The following is a 17,259-nucleotide window of genomic DNA, read 5'->3' as shown; positions in this document are numbered from 1 at the left end:
CTTATGACGGAATACACAGGGAACCCATTGCTCTGGGTCCTTCTCGTCGCCCTCGTCGCCGCCGCCGCGCTCATCAGCCGCCAGCGCAGGACGGCGCGAGCCTTGCGGCAGCAGGTCCAGGGTCTCAGGGATCACTACACAGAGCTGGAGAGCAATTACGGCAAGTCCGTGCAGGCGGCTCAGGAACGGGCCGAGGACGAGACGAAAACCGTCCTGAAATCGGCCATGCGGACTCTGCAGGGCCTCGCCGCCGAACAGCAACTGGTGCTCTCCCGGCTGCAGACCAAGTACGGCGACTCGGCGCTCCTGCAGGACCTGCTGGAGATCGACCACACCAACTCGCAGTTCGGCCGGCGCGCCCAGTCCATCGCGGTCCTGTGCGACGGCTGGCTCGGCGGCCGGCGTGACACCGCCTCGGTGTACGACGTGGTGCGCAGCGCCCAGGGCCGCATCCGGCACTTCCGCCGGGTGGAGATCCTCTCCCAGGTCGACTTCGGCATCACCAGCCGGGCCGTCGAACCCGTCGCCCTGGCCCTCGCCGAGCTGTTCGACAACGCCACCAGCTACTCCAGCCCGGACACCGTCGTCGAGATCAACATCCGGACCGTGCCCAAGGGCATCTGCGTGGTCGTCGACGACGCCGGAGTCGGCATGAGCGACGAGGAACGCGCCCGCGCCGACAAGCTGCTCGCCACCGAGCGGGCCTCGGGCGTGGCGGGGCTCGGCAACCCACCGCAGTTCGGCTTCGCGGTCATCGGCCTGCTGTGCGAGCGATTCGGCTTCGAGGTGTCGGTGGACTCCTCCTCCCCCTACGGAGGTGTACGCGCGGTGGTCCTGTTGCCGCACGAACTGCTCACCGCCATGCCGGAGAAGAGGGCCCCCGCCCCCGCCGCCCGCGGCACGGCCCGGCCGGGCCCGGACAGCGGACCGGAGGCCGCGCTCACCTCCTCCGAGACCGGTGACGGTCTGCCCCGGCGGCGGCGCAAGCGCCCGATGGCCATCGTGCCCGGCAGCTCCTCCGGCCCGCGCCAAGCGGGCCGCTCCGACTCCGAGCAGGCGCAGATCATGGGTGCCTTCCAGCGGGGCACGCAGACCGGCCGCGTCACCCGGCCCGAGGAAGCGGACCGGACGAGCAGAACACCTGGTGCAAGCAGAGAAGGACATGAGGACTCGTGAACGACGATCTGTCATGGATGCTCGACAGCGCCCTGGAGATTCCCGGGGCCCTGCACGCGGTCCTGATATCCGCCGACGGCCTGCTGATGGCCCGGACGCAGGACTTCGACAAGGACGACGCGGACCGGGTCGCCGCCGCGATGAGCGGTGTCCAGTCACTCAGCCGCACCCTCGCCTTCTTCTGTGAGGACCCGCACCAGGCATGGCGGCAGACCCTGGTCGAGTTCGACGGCGGCTGGGTGTTCCTGATCTCCGCCGGTGAGGGCGCCTACCTCGGCGTCTCCGCCTCCCCGGAGGTCGACATGGCGGACATCACCTTCCGGATGCAGCAGCTCGTCGCCCAGCTCGGCAAGCGGCTGACGACCCCGCCGCGCGAGAACCTCGGCACCCGCTCATGACCGGCCGCGACGGCTGGGAGCCGGAGGCCGCCGAATTAGTACGGCCGTACGTCATCACCAAGGGGCGCGGCCTGCCCGACGAGGACGACCTCTCCCTCATCACCCTGGTCACCGCCTCGCCCGAGGACGCGCGGCGGCCGACCCGGCTGTCCCCCGAGGAGCAGAGCCTGCTGGAACTCTGCTCGGCCGGCTACCTCTCGGTCGCCGAGATCGCCGGACACACCCATTTCCCGCTGGGCGTGGTGCGGATCCTGCTGGCATCCCTCATGGAAGGCGGCTACGTCACGACCCGCCCGCCGGTGGCCCCCGCGCGCCTGGCCGACAGGGAGATCCTGGAGGAGGTGCTCAATGGGCTCCGCGCCAAGTTTGGGTGAACAGGACTACGTACGCGGCGGGGCGACCCAGACCGCGGTGAAGATCCTCGTCGTCGGGCACTTCGCGGTGGGCAAGACCACCCTCATCGGCTCCATCTCCGAGATCGAGCCGCTGTCCACCGAGGAGACGATGACGCAGGCCGCCGAGGCGGTCGACGACCTCAAGGGGGTCCAGGGCAAGACCACCACCACGGTCGCCATGGACTTCGGCCGCCTCACCATCAGCGACCGCGTCGTGCTCTACCTGTTCGGCACGCCCGGCCAGCAGCGCTTCGTCCAGATGTGGGAGGACATGGCCCGCGGCGCGCTCGGCGCCCTGGTACTGGTCGACCCCGAGCGGCTGGCCGACTCCTTCCCCGTGATCGACCTCATCGAGCACTACGGGCTCGAGTACGCCATCGCCGTCAACCACTTCGACGGGGCGCCGCTGCGCGACGAGCGGGCGCTGCGCGAGGCCCTGGACCTGCTCGACGACACCCCCGTCGTCACCTGCGACGCCCGCGACGAGAAGTCCTCGGCCGCCGCACTGACCACCCTCGTCCGCTACTTGCTGGACCGCACCCGCTAGGAGCTGGGAGCAGACATGAACGCCCACGACACCGCCCCGGTGCCGCCGCCCGGGTGCCCGGCCCACGGCTCCGGCGCCCGTGTGCCGCTGCACGGGACGGAGTTCGCCGCCGACCCCCAGGCGTACTACGAGTACCTGCGCCACTACGGGGCCGCCGCGCCCGTCGAACTGGCCCCCGGAGTCGAGGCGACGCTGGTCACCGACTACGCGGCGGCGCTCCAGTTGCTGCAGGACTCCGGCTCCTTCCGCAAGGACGCGCGTCGCTGGCGGGCCTTCAACGAGGGCAAGGTGGGCCCGGACAGCCCCGTCGCCCCGCTGCTCGCCTACCGGCCCAACTGCATGTTCGCCGACGGCGCCGACCACCTGCGCCTGCGCCAGGCGGTCACCGACAGCATGGCGAAGGTGGACACCCGCCGGCTGAGCCGGAGCACCGAGCAGATCTCCGGCTACCTCATCGCCCAGTTCGGTGGCCGCGGCTCGGCCGACCTGCTCGGCGACTACGCCAAGCAGCTGCCGCTGTTCGTGTTCAACGAACTCTTCGGCTGCCCCGCCGACATCGGCGACCGGGTGCTGTTCGGCATCTCCGGCATGTTCGACGGCGTCAACGCCGACAAGGCCACCGCGGTGCTGTTCCAGGCGGTGGGGGAGCTGGTCGAGCTCAAGCGGAGCAAGCCCGGTGACGACGTCACCTCCTGGCTGATGCGGCACGAGGCCCGGCTGACCGACGAGGAGATGGTCCACCAGCTCGCGCTGCTGCTCGGTGCGGGCGCCGAACCCCTGCGCAACCTCATCGGGAACACCCTGCACCGGCTCCTGACCCACGAGCGGTACGCCCGCGAGGGCGGTCTGATCGACGAGGCCCTCGACGACACGCTGTGGGAGAACCCGCCCATGGCGAACTACGCGCCGCACTACCCGGCCGCCGACACGGAACTCGCCGGGCAGCAACTGCCGGCGGGCGAACTGGTCCTGGTCAGCTTCGCCGCGGCGAACACGGGCCCGGCCCTGAAGGCCTCGCGCCAGGCGGGCAGCAACCGCGCGCACCTCGCCTGGAGCGCGGGTCCGCACGCCTGCCCGTCCAAGGAACCGGCCCGGCACATCACGGTCACCGCCATCGAGCACCTGTTCAACGAACTGCCCGACGTCGAACTCGCCGTACCCGAGGACAGCCTGACGTGGCGTCCGGGCCCCTTCAACCGGGCCCTGGCCACGCTCCCGGCCCGCTTCACGCCGGTGCGGTCCGGGCGGCGTGGTGACCCGCGGCAGGACACCGGAGCGGCCGAGCAGGAGCAGACGGCGGGCCCGGCCCGGCCGGCCGAACGCAGCGGCATGTGGAGCCAGTTCCTCAATTGGCTCACACGGTGACATGCGCAACACCCTCCCAACCTGCCCCTTCCGCATGAAGGTTCGACGGCACGGGTAGTGAGCAACGCGGCATTCAAGTTGCTTACGAGTAAAAGGAGGTGTCGTGGACCACATATCCACGAACGCCGCTTTCCCGCCGCCGAAACCCCCGATACCCGCCTCCCCAGGCGGGTATCTCGCTGTGCGGCTCCGGCCGGGGACGGGCCGGTGACCGCCGCACCGACGGACACGGCCCCGCGGGGCACGGCGACGCTCGGTGCCTTCACGAGCGGCCAGTTGCGAAGACTCGGCGCGGTCGCCGGCCTGTCCGAGGCCGACGTCGACACGTACGCCCGTGTCCTGACCGACTCGCTGGGCCCGGTGGCCGAGCGGCCGCTGAACCTGCCGCCGCCCGCCCGCACGTTCCTGTCCGACGACCACACCCCCGTGGAGTTCTCGCTCTCCTTCCAGCCGGACGCGGCTCCCGCCCTGCGGGTGCTCCTGGAACCGGGCTGCGGCGCAGACAGCCTGGCCCAGGGCGGCCGCGCCGGACTCGAGGCGATCCGGGCGATGGCCCGGCGCTGGCGCTTCACCACCGGCCCGCTCGACGAGCTCCGGGACCTGTTCCTGCCGCCCTCCCCGCAAGGGCCCCTGGCCCTGTGGTGCGCTCTGGAGCTGAGACCCGGCGGTGTGCCCAAGGTCAAGGTCTACCTGAACCCGGCCGCGAACGGGGCGGAACGTTCCGCCGGGACGGTGCGTGAGGCTCTGCACCGACTGGGCCACCGCCGGGCCTTCGCGGGCCTGCCCCAGGGGCACGGATACCCCTTCCTCGCCCTGGACCTGGGGGACTGGGAGCAGCCCCGGGCGAAGGTCTACGTCCGCCACGAGAATCTCACGGCCGGTCAGGCCGGGCGGCTGTCCCGGATGACCGCGGGTCCCGGTCCGGCGGCGATCGAGGGGTTCTTCCGTGCGGCCGCGGGCCCCGGCCCCGGCCTGACGGGGCTCACAGGGCGGCCCGGCCTGTCCTGCCACTCCTTCACCGACACCGCCACCGCCCGGCCGAGCGGCTTCACCCTGCACATCCCGGTCAGGGACTACGCGAGGCACGACGGAGAGGCCCTGACACGGGCGGCGGGCGTGCTGCGGCACCACGGCATGGACGCCTCGGTGCTCGCCCGCGCCTTCGCCGCCGTCACCGACCGGCGGCCCGAGGACGGCGTGGGGCTGATCGCCTACCTGGCGCTGGCCCATCAGCAGGACCGCCCGCCGCGGGTGACGGCCTACCTCTCCTCGGAGGCGTACGCGGTGAGGCCGCCGGTCGTGGAGGCCGTCCGCCACCCGGTGGCGGTGCGCTGAGCGGACCGTCCGGACACCACGGGGCTCCCGGCGCGACGCGCCGGGAGCCCCGTGGTGTCCGAAAAGGCTCCGAAAAGGCTCCGAAAAGGGTCCAGAAATGGTGCCGAGACGTGGTGGCCCGGCGGCGGGCGGGACGGCTACACGGGCAGCGACTCCCGGAACTCCGCCAGGTACGGGCCCACGTCCACCTGGATCGAGGCGCCCTGCGTCCGGCCGTACCGCTGCACGACGGCAGCGAGGTACGTGCCGATCTCCTCGCGCATCGCGTCAGCCGCGGGCAGCTCGGCCTCGCCGTCGATGATCCGCGCCACCCACTGCGCCTGCGCCTCCACCAGCCGGGTGATCGCGCCGACCGGGCGGACGAGTCCGACGAAGTACAGTCCCGGCCGGCCGGGCGCGGCCACCCGTCTGTACAGCTCGACCGAGCCGTCCGCCGCGACCGGGCAACCGGTGGGCAGGAAGGGGAAGGTCATGTGGAAGCCGGTGCAGTACACGACCGCGTCCGCCGCCACGGAGGTGCCGTCGGTGAAGACGGCCCGGTCGCCGTCGAAGCAGGCGATCGCCGGCTTCGGGGTGACGGCGCCGTGCCGGATCCGGCTGAGGATCTCGTCCGAGAGGGTCACGGCCGAGGAGAAGAGCGGGTGGTCGGGCTCGGGCAGGCCGTAGTCCGCCAGCCTGCCCCGTGCGACGAGCAGGGCCTGCTCGGCCCATCGGCGCCGTTCGGCGAAGGACATCTCGTTCCACCAAGGCGCTTCGGCGATCTCGTCGAGCGACATCCCGAAGAGCTGCTTGGGCGCGATGTGCAGCCCCCGGCGCACCGAGAGCACGGTCTCTGCCGCGTGCCGGGAGAGGTCCGCCGCGATGTCCACCGCCGAGGCTCCGAGACCCACCACGACCACGCGCCGACCGGCGAAGTCGGCGCCGTCGCGGTAGTCGAGGGAGTGGAGAATCGTTCCGGCGAAGGACGCGGAACCCTGGGGGAGAGGGTCCGGCAGGGCGGGGACGGTGTGGTGCCCGGAGGCGACGATCACCTGCTCGAACCGACGCGTCGCCGTCGCGCCGTCCGCGTCCCGGCTGACGACCGTCCACATGCCGTCCGCGTCCTGGTCCACGGACACCACCTCGGTCCGCAGCTCGACGTGGTCGCGCAGGCCGGCCCACTCTGCGAAGGCGCGCAGATAGGCGGCGACCTGGCTGTGCCGGGGATAGAGCGGGTACGAGTCCGGCATCGGGAAGCCGGCGTAACCGGTCAGCTGCTTGGCGGTGTTGAGGTGCAGCGACAGGTACCCGGGCCCGCGCTCGCCGGCCTCCGGCTGACGCCAGATCCCGCCGACGTCCGGCGCCTTCTCCAGACAGAGGAACCCGATGCCGCGTTCCTTGAGGGCGTGGGCCACCGCCAGCCCCGACAGACCTGCACCGATCACACACACACGCACGGGATTTACCCCCAGGATGTACTCAATCTCCCCCGATCATGCATTCACTGCCCATCCACATCTCTCCGCACACCAGCACGAGAGGTGAACAGACGTGTCTGTGCTCACGTTTCGTCCCCAGGGGCACCGTTTGGATCTTGCCGGGTCCCGAGGCACCGTTGCCTGGCAAACGGCCCGGTCCCAACGTCACCCCCAGCCTGCCGGCGGTCACGTCCGGCGCAGATCCGTGACCCGGCGGAGCTTGCCGAGCGAGCGCTCCAGGGTCTCCGGGTCCACGATCTCCACCTCGACGGTCACGCCCACACCGTCCTTGACACCCTGGCCGATCGCCGCGGCGGCGGCCGCGCGCTGCTCCGCACCGGCGTCGGGGCGGGCCTCGACCCGCACGGTCATGTGGTCCATGCGGCCGCGCTCGGTGAGCTGGATCTGGAAGTGCGGGGCGACACCGGGCGTGCGCAGCACGATCTCCTCGATCTGGGTGGGGAAGACGTTCACCCCGCGCAGGATGATCATGTCGTCGCAGCGGCCGGTGACCTTCCGCATCCTGCGGAAGGCCGGCCGCGCGGTGCCCGGCAGCAGCCGGGACAGGTCGCGCGTGCGGTAGCGGATCACCGGGAGCGCCTCTTTGGTGAGGGAGGTGAAGACGACCTCGCCCTCCTCGCCCTCGGCGAGCACGGCGTCCGTGAGCGGGTCGACCACCTCCGGGTAGAAGTGGTCCTCCCACACGTGCAGACCGTCCTTGGTCTCGACGCACTCCTGCGCCACGCCGGGGCCGATCACCTCGGACAGCCCGTATATGTCGACCGCGTGGATGTCCATGCGCTCCTCGATCTCGCGGCGCATCTCCTCGGTCCACGGCTCGGCGCCGAAGATGCCGGCCTTCAGGGACGTGCTGCGCGGGTCGACGCCCTGCCGCTCGAACTCGTCGAGCAGGGTGAGCATGTAGGACGGGGTGACCATGATGATCTCGGGCCGGAAATCCTGGATGATCTGGACCTGCCGGGCCGTCATGCCGCCGGAGGCCGGGATCACCGTGCATCCGGCGCGTTCGGCGCCATAGTGGGCGCCGAGGCCCCCGGTGAACAGGCCGTAGCCGTAGGAGATGTGCACCTTGTGGCCCGGCCGGCCGCCCGCGGCCCGGATCGAACGGGCGATGACGTCCGCCCACATGCACAGGTCGCCCTCCGTGTAACCGACGACGGTGGCACGTCCGGTGGTGCCGCTGGAGGCGTGCACGCGCCGCACGTCGGCCATCGGGACGGCGAACATGCCGAAGGGGTAGGTGTCGCGCAGGTCGGCCTTGGTGGTGAAGGGGAACCTGGACAGGTCGGCCAGGCTGCGGCAGTCGTCGGGCTTCACTCCGGCGGCGTCGAACTTCCTCCGGTACAGCTCCACGTTCTCGTAGGCGTGCCGGAGGGTCCTGCGCAGCCGGTCGAGCTGGAGCTCTCGGAGCTGCGCCGGGGAGAGCCGCTCGGCGTCGTCCAGCAGGTCGTGGGGGAGGGGCTCGCCCCGGCGGGGTGCCGGGGGCGCCCCGGTCGTCGGCTCGCTGCTCATCGCGACTCCTTCGTCGTCGTGCCCGGCGTCTCGCGCGCCGTAGTGTCCCGCACGCTGCGGCTGCGTCCGCGGAACTCCGCGATCACTTCCGCGCCGCGCCGCACCGTCACGTCGTAGACACCGCTGCGGCCGAACCGGGCCCGCTCCTCGGCGCGCGCCACGAGCACGTCGCCCTCGCGGGCCGGCGCGACGAACACGATGTCGGCACCCGCGGCCACGGTCACCGGTCCGTGGCTGTTGCACGCGCAGGCGAAGGCGGTGTCGGCGAGCAGGAACAGGTAGCCGCCGTGGGTGGTCCCGTGTCCGTTCACCATCGCCGGGGTCACGGTCATACGGAGCTCGGCGGTCCCCTCGTCGTGCTCGACCAGCTCGATGCCCAGCCGCCGGGACGCCTCGTCCGCGGAGAACATCGCCTCCGTGGGCGTCGGCTCGACGGCCTCCGACACCTTTCCCACCACGCGGCCCCACCACCTTGTCTCCCGACCGACCATTCGGTTAGCGCACGGCAGGGCCCAGTAATCCAGGCGTGCGGCCGCCCTGTCAAGAGAGCGGCCGGTGGGGCGATGGGCCTTGCCCGGCGCGGGGAAACGCGTCACACTGATACCGAACGAATGGTCGGTTGGGAAGCTGGTGACGATGACCACGACACACGCCGCCGAGGCGCCGCCCCCGGACGGACTGCAGGAGCACTTCGACGCGACGATCGCGCGCGACCAGCGCATCGAGCCGCGCGACTGGATGCCGGACGGCTACCGGAAGACGCTGATCCGGCAGATCGCCCAGCACGCCCACTCGGAGATCATCGGCATGCAGCCGGAGGGCGAGTGGATCACCCGGGCGCCGTCGCTGCGCCGCAAGGCGATCCTGTTCGCCAAGGTCCAGGACGAGGCCGGCCACGGGCTGTACCTGTACTCGGCGGCCGAGACGCTCGGCGCCGACCGCGACGACCTCACCGAGCGGCTCATAGAGGGACGCCAGAAGTACTCGTCGATCTTCAACTACCCGACCCTGAGCTTCGCCGACGTCGGCGTGATCGGCTGGTTCGTGGACGGCGCCGCGATCTGCAACCAGGTACCGCTGTGCCGCAGCTCGTACGGGCCGTACGCGCGCGCGATGGTGCGCATCTGCAAGGAGGAGTCCTTCCACCAGCGGCAGGGCTACGAGCTGCTGATGACGATGATGCGCGGCACCGGCGCCCAGCGGGAGATGGTCCAGGACGCGGTGAACCGCTGGTGGTGGCCGTCCCTGATGATGTTCGGCCCGCCCGACGACGCCTCGCCCAACTCCGCGCGGTCGATGGCCTGGAAGATCAAGCGGCACAGCAACGACGAACTGCGCCGCCGCTTCGTCGACATGACCGTCCCGCAGGCCGAGAAGCTCGGCGTCACCCTGCCCGACCCGGACCTGCGCTGGAACGAGGAGACGGGGCACCACGACTTCGGTACCCCGGACTGGGACGAGCTGATGCGCGTCATCAAGGGCGACGGACCGTGCAACGAACAGCGGATCCAGCGGCGGCGGGCCGCCCACGAGGAGGGCGCCTGGGTGCGCGAGGCGGCCACCGCCCACGCGGCCAAGCAGGCGGCCCGTACGAAGAGGGGAGCGGCGGCATGAGCGCCGACAAGCAGGGCTGGCCGCTGTACGAGGTGTTCGTGCGCGGCAAGCGCGGCCTCAACCACGTCCACGTCGGCTCGCTGCACGCCGCCGACGACACCATGGCCCTCACCCACGCCCGCGACCTCTACACCCGGCGCAACGAAGGCGTGAGCATCTGGGTCGTGCGCTCCGAGCACATCACCGCCTCCACCCGCGACGAGAAGGACCCCTTCTTCGCCCCCAGCGCCGACAAGGTCTACCGCCACCCGACCTTCTACGACATCCCCGACGACGTCCCCCACATCTAGGAGCAGGGCATGAGTGACGACCACGTCTACCTGACCCTGGCCGAGGGACACGAGGACGACACCCGCTGGGCCTACGGCACGGGCTTCGAGGACCCGCTGCACGGCGTCGACACCACCGTGCCCGGGGGAGTCGACGCCGGTGAACTGGTCGCGGACTGCGTGGCACTCGCCGACGACGCCCTGGTCTCGGCGCAGCGGCTCGCCGAGTGGGTCACCCGGGCACCGGAACTGGAGGAGGAGGTGGCGCTGGCCAACATCGGCCTCGACCTCCTCGGCCAGGCCCGCCTGCTCTACGCGCGCGCCGGCCAGGCCGACGGCACCGGCCGCGACGAGGACGCCTACGCCTACTTCCGGGACGCCGGCGACTTCCGCAACGTGACGCTGGCCGAACTGCCCGGCGGCGACTTCGCGTTCACCGTGGTCCGGCTCCTGGTGCTCTCCAGCTGGCGCCTGGCCCACTTCCAGCGGCTGGTGACCCATCCCGACCCGGTCCTCGCGGCGGTCGCGGCCAAGGGCGTCAAGGAGCTGACGTACCACCGGCAGTACGCCGCCGAGTGGGTCGTACGCCTCGGCGACGGCACGGACGAGTCGCACCGCAGGACGCGCGCGGCCCTGGAGCAGGTCGCCCCGTACCTCGGTGAACTGCACAGCGCGTACGACGTACGGGACGAGGTCGCCGGCGACCTGCGCCAGGTCACCGAGGCGGCCGGGCTCACCCTGCCGGTGTACCGCCCGCTGCCCGGCTCCGGGCGCGCCGGCGAGCACACCGAGCATCTGGCGCCGCTCCTCGCCGAGTTGCAGGGCGTCGCCCGCGCTCACCCGGAGGCGACATGGTGACCGCGCTCCCGGACGCCCGCCGCGCCAGGCACGTCGCCGAGCAGGTGGCCGACCCCGAGCTGCCCATGCTGACTCTCGCCGACCTCGGCGTGCTGCGCGGCGTCGAGGTGACCGGGGACGGCACCGTGGTCGCGAGTCTGACCCCCACCTACTCGGGGTGCCCGGCGATGGCCGAGATGCGGGCGGACGTCGCCGCCCGGCTGCGGGAGGCGGGGTACGCGCGCGTGGAGATCCGCACGGTCCTCGACCCGCCCTGGACCACCGACTGGATCACCGAGGCCGGCCGCCGCAAGCTCGCCGAGCACGGCATCGCCCCGCCCGGCGCCGCACCCCGCGGCCCGGTCGCCCTAGTGCTGTCGCCCACCCGGCCCGCGGTGCCCTGCCCCCGGTGCGGCTCGGCGGACACCGAGGAGACCTCCCGCTTCGCCGCCACGTCCTGCAAGGCGCTCTGGCGCTGCCGGGCCTGCCGTGAGCCGTTCGAGTACGTCAAGGAGATCTGATGGCCCCGACCGCCCCCGCCTCGGCGACCGAGTCCGCCTCGGCGTCACCGGCGCGCACCCGTCGCCGTCCCGCCTTCCACCGCCTGCGCGTCGCCGCCGTCGACCGGCTGTGCGCGGACGCGGCGGCCGTGAGCTTCGAGGTCCCGGACGAGCTGGCCGAGGAGTTCGCCTTCGCGCCGGGCCAGTCGCTCACCCTGCGGCGGCAGATCGACGGCCGGGACGAGCGCCGCTCGTACTCGATCTGCGCACCGGCCGGTGCGGTGCCGCGCATCGGGGTGCGGGTGGTGCCGGGCGGACTGTTCTCGTCGTGGCTGGTGAGCGAGGTGCGTCCGGGTGACACCGTCGAGGTGATGGCCCCCACCGGCTTCTTCACACCCGACCTGACCACTCCGGGACACCACGTGCTGATCGCGGCCGGGTCGGGCATCACGCCCATGGTGTCCATCGCCGAGTCGGTGCTGGCCGCCGACCACCGCTCGACCGTCACCCTGTTCTACGGCAACCGCCGTACCGACACGGTGATGTTCGCCGACGAACTGGCCGACCTGAAGGACCTCCACCCGACCCGCCTCCAGCTGGCCCACGTGCTCTCCCGCGAACCCCGCGAGGCAGAGGTGCTCTCCGGCCGTCTGGACGCGGAGCGGCTCTCGGCGCTGGTCGACTCGCTGGTGGACGTGGAGAGCGCGGACCACTGGTGGCTGTGCGGCCCGCAGGGCATGGTCGCCGACGCCCAGCAGGTCCTGGCCGGCCTCGGTGTCCGGGCGGACCGCGTCCACCGGGAGCTGTTCTACGCCGACGACGAGCCCGTCCGGGAGGTCCGGCACGAGGAGGCCGGCCCGCGGGGACCCGTCAGCGAGGTCACCATCACCCTGGACGGCCGCTCCACGACCTCCACCCTCTCCCGGGGGCGGTCCGTCCTCGACGGCGCCCAGCAGACCCGCCCCGACCTGCCCTTCGCCTGCAAGGGCGGCGTCTGCGGCACCTGCCGTGCCCTGGTCACGGACGGCAGCGTCGACATGCGCCGCAACTACGCGCTGGAAGCGGCCGAGGTCGACGCCGGCTACGTCCTGACCTGCCAGTCGTACCCGGTCTCGGAGAAGCTGACCGTGGACTACGACAGCTGAGAAGACGTCACCCGGGTTCGGGCCAGGTCGCAGGAGGGTGACGTGGCTGGTCGACGCCGGTGAGCGGGATCCGGTGGGTGCGGCTGCGAGGCGGAGGAGAACGTCGGCGCGGAGCGTCGGCCAGTGACGACGACGCCGCGGCTGAGCCTGCCGGACCCCGCGTCCGCGGCACGATCCGAACGAGGCCCCGGTGACGGGGCGGGCGCCGCTCAGCAGCCCTCGGCCAGCACCTCGCGGATCACGTGGCGGGCGTTGCCCGCCATCGCCGGGTTGCTCGCACGGTAGTACGGCAGCGCGATCAGCGCCTGGGAAAGCGTCCGCCCCCGGCCGCGCCTCCAGGCCGCGTCGTCCACGCCGAGCGCCTCGCGGAACACCTGCCTCGCCCCGGCCGGCAGCAGATTCCACGCCGGGAAGAGATCGCAGGCCGGGTCGCCCACTCCCATGCAGCCGAAGTCGATGACCGACGACAGCCTGCCGCCGTCCACCAGCAGGTTGCCCGGCATCAGGTCGGCGTGCAGCCAGACCGGCGGTCCGTCCCAGGCCGGAGCCCGCAGCGCGTCGTCCCAGACGGCGGTCAGCGCGTCGCAGTCGAGACCTTCCTCGGGGAGGCCGCGCAGTGCCTCGATCGCGGACCGGGTCGACTCGTCGAGCGTGGCGAGCGGTCCGCCGCGATGAGCCCGCGGCGCGCCCGGCAGGGTGACGCTCCGCATCGCCGCCACGAACCGGGCCAGGTCCCCGGCCAGCAGCGCCGGCTCGCTCAGTGCTCCGGCCTCGGGGATCTCTCCGGGCAGCCACCGCAGCACCGACCAGGGCCACGGATACCCTGCGCCGGGCTCACCGGCGCCGAGCACCTCGGGGACGGCGGTGGGCAGCAGGGGCGACAGGCGGGGCAGCCACTCCCGCTCCGCCAGCACGTCCCCGGCCCCGCCCTCGATCAGCGGCAGCCGTACGACCAGGTCGTCGCCGAGCCGGTACATGGCGTTGACCGTCCCGCCGGACGGGAAGCGCTCGACGGGCAGTCCCGCCCACTGCGGGAACTGCCCGGCGACCAGGCGCCGTACGAGACGGTCGTCGAGGGCGTGAAGGCCCTGCCGCGTCTGCCCTGAAGTCATGGGCCTCATCCGAACCCCCGACGCCGACGCCGGTCAAACGCCTTCCCGTCAGCCGGACGGAGAGGTGTGGTTCCTCGCGTGGTCCCGCACGGCGTTGGCCATCCTGGTCCGGGACCGCCAACGCCGACCCGGCGGGGATCCGCGCGAGGGCGGGGGATCCGACCCGTCAGACGCCGAACTCCGAGGGCGACACGCCAAGGGCGGTGCAGGCCTCGCGGATCGCGTACTGCTCGGACGGCTCGAAGACTCCGTCCGCACCGGCGATGACCATGCCGGTCTGGATGACCGCCCGGGCCTCCGCGGGCTTCTTGGCGGCCTTGGCGATCACCTGAAGGGCCTCGCTCTTGCCCAGCTCGAAGTTGGCGACGAGCTTGTCCACGTGCTGGTTGAAGCGCTGGCGGAGCTGGTCGGCCGGGAAGTTCTGCAGAACCTCGTTGGAGACGATCAGCTCCTCCACGCGCTGCCGCTCGGCCGGCTCCACCTGGCCGTCGGCCGCGGCGACCAGCGCGCACATGGCCATGCTGGCGTCCCGGTAGGCGCCGCTCTTGAGTTCGGTCTTGACCGACGCGAGCTGGGTCTTGAACATCCCGATCAACTGGGCCTTGGAACCACCGGAGGACGAGCCCGGCCGGCCGGCTGCCTGGTGCCCCTGCGGTCCCTGCCCGGGGCCGCTCGCTCCCCGAGTGCCCTGGGACTGCTGGAAGGTCTTGGCCTGGTCCTTGATCTTGTCCCACATCGCCACTCGTGCCACCTCGGCTTCTGTTGCTGCTGCGTGTCCGTCTTGGTCCTCGGTCGCGATTCCTCGCGGCCATCAGGATGAACGAGGCCGGGGGCCGCGGGGTTCCCGAACGGCAAAGACCGGGCAAAGTGTCTCACGGCGGCGTAGTAGGCTGCGCGACCAGGAGTTGACGGCCGGTCGGCAGGACGGGGTGTGGGACGGGTGGCTCGGCTGAAGGCGTCACCGGTCGCTGCCGAGCCCCGCGAGCCGCTTGGCCCTCCCGCCGCCCGGCGCACGGTCCGGTCGCGTGAGGTCGGCTGGTTCGTCGCGATCGGCATCCTGTCGACCGCCGGGCAGGCGCTGCTGTACTGGGTGCTGCGCCTGTGGTGGCCCCCGGCCGCCGCCAACCTCGTCTCCCTGATGGTGCTGACGGTGCTGAACACCGAGGCGAACCGGCGGCTGACGTTCCGGCACACCGCCGTGGGCGCTGCCCGCGCCCACCTCGGAGCCGGTGGCCTCTTCCTGCTGGGCTACCTGGTCACCTCCGGTGCCGTGCTGTGGTTCAGGCACGCGGAGCCCGGTGCCTCGCCCGCCGCCGAGACCGGAGTCCTCGCCGCCACGTCGGTGGCCGTCACCGTCGTGCGCTTCGTCGTTCTGCGGCTTGCCGTCTTCCGCGGCCCGGCTCGCCGACGGCGTTGACCCGTGCCCGGACGGCGTTGACCCGTGCCCGGACGGCGCTGATCCGCACGCCTCCCGTCAGGCGCCGAAGCGGCGACGGGAGGCCTCGATGTGGCCCAGGTACCGGTGGGTCCAGTCGCACATGTGGTGCGTCGTCTTCAACAGCCCCCGCCCCGGCTCCGTGAGGGTGTACTCGACCCGCGGCGGCACGGTGGGGTGCACACACCGCTCCACCAGCCCGTTGCGCTCCAGCATGCGCAGGTTCTGGGTGAGCATCTTGTGGCTGATGCCCTCGATCTCGTCGCGCAACTCCCCGAAGCGCAGGGTGCGGTCGCCCAGCGCCTCGATGAGCAGCAGCGCCCACTTGTTGGCGATGTCCGAGAAGATCTCCCGCGCCAGGGAGTCCGCGCGCGTCAGGTCCGCGTCGTCGGGCGAGCCCGTGAACTGCTTGGTCACCATCGGGTTCCCCAGTCACTGAAAAGTGCGTTCTTCCATGTCAGCGGTCACTCTCCTACGGTTCCCGAGTAACCACAAGAGAGCGAATGGCAAGGAGAGACACGTCATGGCCATCACCCTGGTGAACCCCGGCGGACTGCCGGAGGTCGACGTCTACCGGCAGGTGGCGATCGCGTCCGGATCGAAGCTGGTCTTCGTCGCCGGACAGGTCGCGTGGGATGCCGACGGGACCACGGTCGGCGCGGACGACCTGGCCGCGCAGGCCGAGCGGTGCTACCTCAACGTGGCCACCGCCCTGGCCGCGGCCGGTGCCTCCTTCGACGACGTGGCGAAACTGAACGTGCACGTCGTCGACTGGACCCCCGACAAGATGCCCCTGCTGCTGGAGGGCATCGGCCGGGCGACCGCGAAGCTCGGCGTCACCGCGGCACCGCCGGCCACGCTGCTGGGCGTCGCGGCGCTGGACGTGCCCGAGCATCTGATCGAGGTCGAGGCCACCGCGGTCGTCGACTGAACGGCCCTGCCGCGACCCGGCCGCACTCGCAGGCGGCTTCGCCTCCGTCCGGCGGGGACGGCGCCAAGGAGGGACCGGGCGTCCCCGCGGGCGGTCCCACGCCCCGTCGCACCTCACGCACGGGAAACGCCCAGTGGCGTTTTTGATGCCGCGCGTACCGGTGTGCGCGGTCGGCACCCGACGGCGCCGTTTGAGTGCCTGAGCTCGGGACACGCGATTGCTGGGCGCCGCCGGCCGGCGGCGCCGACCGCGTACCCGATCGTGTGGAGGCCGGCAATGACGGAGAGGAACGGAACGGGCGGCGGACCGCTCGACCGTCCGGCGATGCCCCAGGAGGAGGCGGAGCTCTCTCCGCCGTACCGATTCCAGCGACAGCAGCGCCCCGGTCTGGAAGAGCGGATGGAACTGCGCCCGCGCTATCACGCCCCCAACTACCGGGGCTCCGGGAAACTCGCCGGGAAGGTGGCGCTGATCACCGGCGGCGACTCCGGAATCGGCCGCTCGGTGGCCGTCCTCTACGCACGCGAGGGGGCCGACGTCGCCGTCGTCCACCTGCCGGAGGAGCAGAGCGACGCCGACGAGACGCGCGAGGCGGTCGAGAAGGAGGGCCGCACCTGCCTGCTGCTGCCGGGCGACCTGTGCGATCCCGCCTTCTGCGCGGACGTCGTCGAACGCACCGTCGCCGAACTGGGCGGTCTGAACGTCCTGGTGAGCAACGCCGCTTACCTGAACAGTCAGAACAGCCTGTCCGACCTGACCGCCGAGGACTTCGACCGGGTCTTCAAGACGAACGTCTACGCCTATTTCCATCTGGTGACCGCGGCGCTGCCGCACCTCTCCCACGGTGACGCCGTGATCGCCACCGCGTCCGAGGAGGCCCTCAAGGGCAGCGAGATCATGATGGACTACGCCGCGTCCAAGGCGGCCCTGGTGGTGTTCACCAAGTCCATCGCCCCGCACCTGGCAGAGCGCGGCATCCGTGCCAACATCGTCTCCCCGGGGCCCACCTGGACGGTGCTCAACCTGGCGGGTCAGCGGTTCCCCGACGACTATCTGACCCATCTCGGCAGTTCGTCTCCCATGGGTCGGGTCGCCCAGCCGGAGGAGGTCGCTCCCGCGTACGTGTACCTGGCTTCCGACGCGGACTCCAGCTTCACCGTCGGCGAGGTCATCGCCGTCACGGGCGGTCTGACGGACACCCGCTGAACGC

Annotated in this window: 20 protein-coding genes; 14 read left to right on the top strand and 6 right to left on the bottom strand. The window is 71.8% G+C overall.

Going from position 1 to position 17,259, the window contains the following annotated elements; all coding sequences use genetic code 11:
* Positions 1–3 precede the first annotated feature (3 nt).
* The 6 genes from ACZ4V1_RS24060 (at position 4) to ACZ4V1_RS24035 (ending at position 5,216) form a co-directional block, all read left to right on the top strand.
* The gene (locus ACZ4V1_RS24060; protein ID WP_468339419.1) at positions 4–1,176 is read left to right on the top strand and encodes an ATP-binding protein; all 1,173 of its coding nucleotides are present in this window, start codon (positions 4–6) and stop codon (positions 1,174–1,176) included.
* Positions 1,173–1,574, top strand: coding sequence for a roadblock/LC7 domain-containing protein (locus ACZ4V1_RS24055; RefSeq protein WP_053126708.1), 402 nt, complete (start codon positions 1,173–1,175; stop codon positions 1,572–1,574). The genes ACZ4V1_RS24060 and ACZ4V1_RS24055 overlap by 4 nt, the downstream gene beginning before the upstream one ends.
* A complete protein-coding gene (locus ACZ4V1_RS24050; RefSeq protein ID WP_468339417.1) occupies positions 1,571–1,948 on the top strand; it encodes a DUF742 domain-containing protein in 378 nt (125 codons plus the stop codon). The genes ACZ4V1_RS24055 and ACZ4V1_RS24050 overlap by 4 nt, the downstream gene beginning before the upstream one ends.
* Positions 1,923–2,516 carry a GTP-binding protein gene (locus tag ACZ4V1_RS24045; protein WP_121750796.1) on the top strand — a complete coding sequence of 198 codons (594 nt, stop codon included), beginning with the start codon at positions 1,923–1,925 and terminating at the stop codon, positions 2,514–2,516. The genes ACZ4V1_RS24050 and ACZ4V1_RS24045 overlap by 26 nt, the downstream gene beginning before the upstream one ends.
* Before the next feature lie 15 nt (positions 2,517–2,531).
* Positions 2,532–3,881, top strand: a complete 1,350-nt coding sequence (locus tag ACZ4V1_RS24040) for a cytochrome P450 (RefSeq protein ID WP_468339414.1) — start codon at positions 2,532–2,534, stop codon at positions 3,879–3,881.
* Between the two features lie 207 nt (positions 3,882–4,088).
* Entirely contained in the window at positions 4,089–5,216 is a 1,128-nt protein-coding gene (locus tag ACZ4V1_RS24035; RefSeq protein ID WP_468339412.1) for a tryptophan dimethylallyltransferase family protein, read from the top strand.
* A 137-nt stretch (positions 5,217–5,353) separates the two neighbouring features.
* Here the strand turns inward: ACZ4V1_RS24035 and ACZ4V1_RS24030 are convergent, their stop codons facing one another.
* From ACZ4V1_RS24030 to paaI, 3 genes are all read right to left on the bottom strand, one after another.
* The gene (locus ACZ4V1_RS24030) at positions 5,354–6,652 is read right to left on the bottom strand and encodes a flavin-containing monooxygenase (RefSeq protein WP_468339410.1); all 1,299 of its coding nucleotides are present in this window, start codon (positions 6,650–6,652) and stop codon (positions 5,354–5,356) included.
* Positions 6,653–6,859: 207 nt separating this feature from the next.
* A complete protein-coding gene (paaK, locus tag ACZ4V1_RS24025; protein WP_468339408.1) occupies positions 6,860–8,206 on the bottom strand; it encodes a phenylacetate--CoA ligase PaaK in 1,347 nt (448 codons plus the stop codon).
* The gene (paaI, locus tag ACZ4V1_RS24020; RefSeq protein WP_468339670.1) at positions 8,203–8,616 is read right to left on the bottom strand and encodes a hydroxyphenylacetyl-CoA thioesterase PaaI; all 414 of its coding nucleotides are present in this window, start codon (positions 8,614–8,616) and stop codon (positions 8,203–8,205) included. Before paaI ends, paaK begins: the two co-directional genes overlap by 4 nt.
* A 226-nt stretch (positions 8,617–8,842) precedes the next feature.
* On the opposite strand from paaI, the gene paaA reads away from it, so the two are divergent.
* The 5 genes from paaA to paaE are packed head-to-tail and all read left to right on the top strand — an operon-like array spanning position 8,843 to position 12,571.
* Positions 8,843–9,820 carry a 1,2-phenylacetyl-CoA epoxidase subunit PaaA gene (gene paaA / locus ACZ4V1_RS24015; RefSeq protein WP_468339406.1) on the top strand — a complete coding sequence of 326 codons (978 nt, stop codon included), beginning with the start codon at positions 8,843–8,845 and terminating at the stop codon, positions 9,818–9,820.
* Complete coding sequence (gene paaB, locus ACZ4V1_RS24010; RefSeq protein WP_468339404.1) at positions 9,817–10,110, top strand: 1,2-phenylacetyl-CoA epoxidase subunit PaaB; 294 nt, start codon at positions 9,817–9,819, stop codon at positions 10,108–10,110. Before paaA ends, paaB begins: the two co-directional genes overlap by 4 nt.
* Before the next feature lie 9 nt (positions 10,111–10,119).
* Positions 10,120–10,947, top strand: a complete 828-nt coding sequence (gene paaC / locus ACZ4V1_RS24005; RefSeq protein WP_468339402.1) for a 1,2-phenylacetyl-CoA epoxidase subunit PaaC — start codon at positions 10,120–10,122, stop codon at positions 10,945–10,947.
* A complete protein-coding gene (paaD, locus tag ACZ4V1_RS24000) occupies positions 10,941–11,447 on the top strand; it encodes a 1,2-phenylacetyl-CoA epoxidase subunit PaaD (RefSeq protein WP_468339400.1) in 507 nt (168 codons plus the stop codon). Before paaC ends, paaD begins: the two co-directional genes overlap by 7 nt.
* A complete protein-coding gene (gene paaE / locus ACZ4V1_RS23995) occupies positions 11,447–12,571 on the top strand; it encodes a 1,2-phenylacetyl-CoA epoxidase subunit PaaE (RefSeq protein ID WP_468339399.1) in 1,125 nt (374 codons plus the stop codon). Before paaD ends, paaE begins: the two co-directional genes overlap by 1 nt.
* A 209-nt stretch (positions 12,572–12,780) precedes the next feature.
* Here paaE and ACZ4V1_RS23990 read toward each other — a convergent pair whose 3' ends face one another.
* Positions 12,781–13,683, bottom strand: a complete 903-nt coding sequence (locus ACZ4V1_RS23990; RefSeq protein ID WP_468339397.1) for an aminoglycoside phosphotransferase family protein — start codon at positions 13,681–13,683, stop codon at positions 12,781–12,783.
* Positions 13,684–13,849: 166 nt separating this feature from the next.
* Positions 13,850–14,425, bottom strand: a complete 576-nt coding sequence (locus ACZ4V1_RS23985; protein WP_468339395.1) for a tellurite resistance TerB family protein — start codon at positions 14,423–14,425, stop codon at positions 13,850–13,852.
* Positions 14,426–14,614: 189 nt separating this feature from the next.
* On the opposite strand from ACZ4V1_RS23985, the gene ACZ4V1_RS23980 reads away from it, so the two are divergent.
* Complete coding sequence (locus ACZ4V1_RS23980) at positions 14,615–15,100, top strand: GtrA family protein (RefSeq protein WP_468339393.1); 486 nt, start codon at positions 14,615–14,617, stop codon at positions 15,098–15,100.
* Positions 15,101–15,157: 57 nt separating this feature from the next.
* Here the strand turns inward: ACZ4V1_RS23980 and ACZ4V1_RS23975 are convergent, their stop codons facing one another.
* A complete protein-coding gene (locus tag ACZ4V1_RS23975) occupies positions 15,158–15,538 on the bottom strand; it encodes a winged helix-turn-helix transcriptional regulator (protein ID WP_468339391.1) in 381 nt (126 codons plus the stop codon).
* Between the two features lie 103 nt (positions 15,539–15,641).
* Between ACZ4V1_RS23975 and ACZ4V1_RS23970 the strand changes: the two genes are divergently transcribed.
* Positions 15,642–16,049: a RidA family protein gene (locus ACZ4V1_RS23970; protein WP_468339389.1), complete on the top strand. Its 408-nt coding sequence runs from the start codon at positions 15,642–15,644 to the stop codon at positions 16,047–16,049.
* A gap of 324 nt (positions 16,050–16,373) precedes the next feature.
* Positions 16,374–17,255 (top strand): SDR family oxidoreductase, encoded by an 882-nt coding sequence (locus tag ACZ4V1_RS23965; RefSeq protein ID WP_468339668.1) that lies wholly within the window; start codon positions 16,374–16,376, stop codon positions 17,253–17,255.
* The last annotated feature ends 4 nt before the right edge of the window (positions 17,256–17,259 follow it).

The sequence above is a fragment of the Streptomyces sp. NPDC028991 genome (assembly GCF_055564775.1).
The sequence above is the reverse complement of the archived record's forward strand: the minus strand, read 5'-3'. Positions and strand labels throughout refer to the sequence as shown.

Excerpts from the sequence above, each read along its gene's own strand:
- ACZ4V1_RS24060 (WP_468339419.1), top strand. The coding sequence starts at position 4 with ATGACGGAATACACAGGGAACCCATTGCTCTGGGTCCTTCTCGTCGCC.
- ACZ4V1_RS24050 (WP_468339417.1), top strand. The coding sequence starts at position 1,571 with ATGACCGGCCGCGACGGCTGGGAGCCGGAGGCCGCCGAATTAGTACGG.
- ACZ4V1_RS24045 (WP_121750796.1), top strand. The coding sequence starts at position 1,923 with ATGGGCTCCGCGCCAAGTTTGGGTGAACAGGACTACGTACGCGGCGGG.
- ACZ4V1_RS24040 (WP_468339414.1), top strand. The coding sequence starts at position 2,532 with ATGAACGCCCACGACACCGCCCCGGTGCCGCCGCCCGGGTGCCCGGCC.
- paaK (WP_468339408.1), bottom strand. The coding sequence starts at position 8,206 with ATGAGCAGCGAGCCGACGACCGGGGCGCCCCCGGCACCCCGCCGGGGC.
- paaI (WP_468339670.1), bottom strand. The coding sequence starts at position 8,616 with ATGTTCTCCGCGGACGAGGCGTCCCGGCGGCTGGGCATCGAGCTGGTC.
- paaA (WP_468339406.1), top strand. The coding sequence starts at position 8,843 with ATGACCACGACACACGCCGCCGAGGCGCCGCCCCCGGACGGACTGCAG.
- paaB (WP_468339404.1), top strand. The coding sequence starts at position 9,817 with ATGAGCGCCGACAAGCAGGGCTGGCCGCTGTACGAGGTGTTCGTGCGC.
- paaC (WP_468339402.1), top strand. The coding sequence starts at position 10,120 with ATGAGTGACGACCACGTCTACCTGACCCTGGCCGAGGGACACGAGGAC.
- paaD (WP_468339400.1), top strand. The coding sequence starts at position 10,941 with ATGGTGACCGCGCTCCCGGACGCCCGCCGCGCCAGGCACGTCGCCGAG.
- paaE (WP_468339399.1), top strand. The coding sequence starts at position 11,447 with ATGGCCCCGACCGCCCCCGCCTCGGCGACCGAGTCCGCCTCGGCGTCA.
- ACZ4V1_RS23990 (WP_468339397.1), bottom strand. The coding sequence starts at position 13,683 with ATGACTTCAGGGCAGACGCGGCAGGGCCTTCACGCCCTCGACGACCGT.
- ACZ4V1_RS23975 (WP_468339391.1), bottom strand. The coding sequence starts at position 15,538 with ATGGTGACCAAGCAGTTCACGGGCTCGCCCGACGACGCGGACCTGACG.
- ACZ4V1_RS23970 (WP_468339389.1), top strand. The coding sequence starts at position 15,642 with ATGGCCATCACCCTGGTGAACCCCGGCGGACTGCCGGAGGTCGACGTC.
- ACZ4V1_RS23965 (WP_468339668.1), top strand. The coding sequence starts at position 16,374 with ATGCCCCAGGAGGAGGCGGAGCTCTCTCCGCCGTACCGATTCCAGCGA.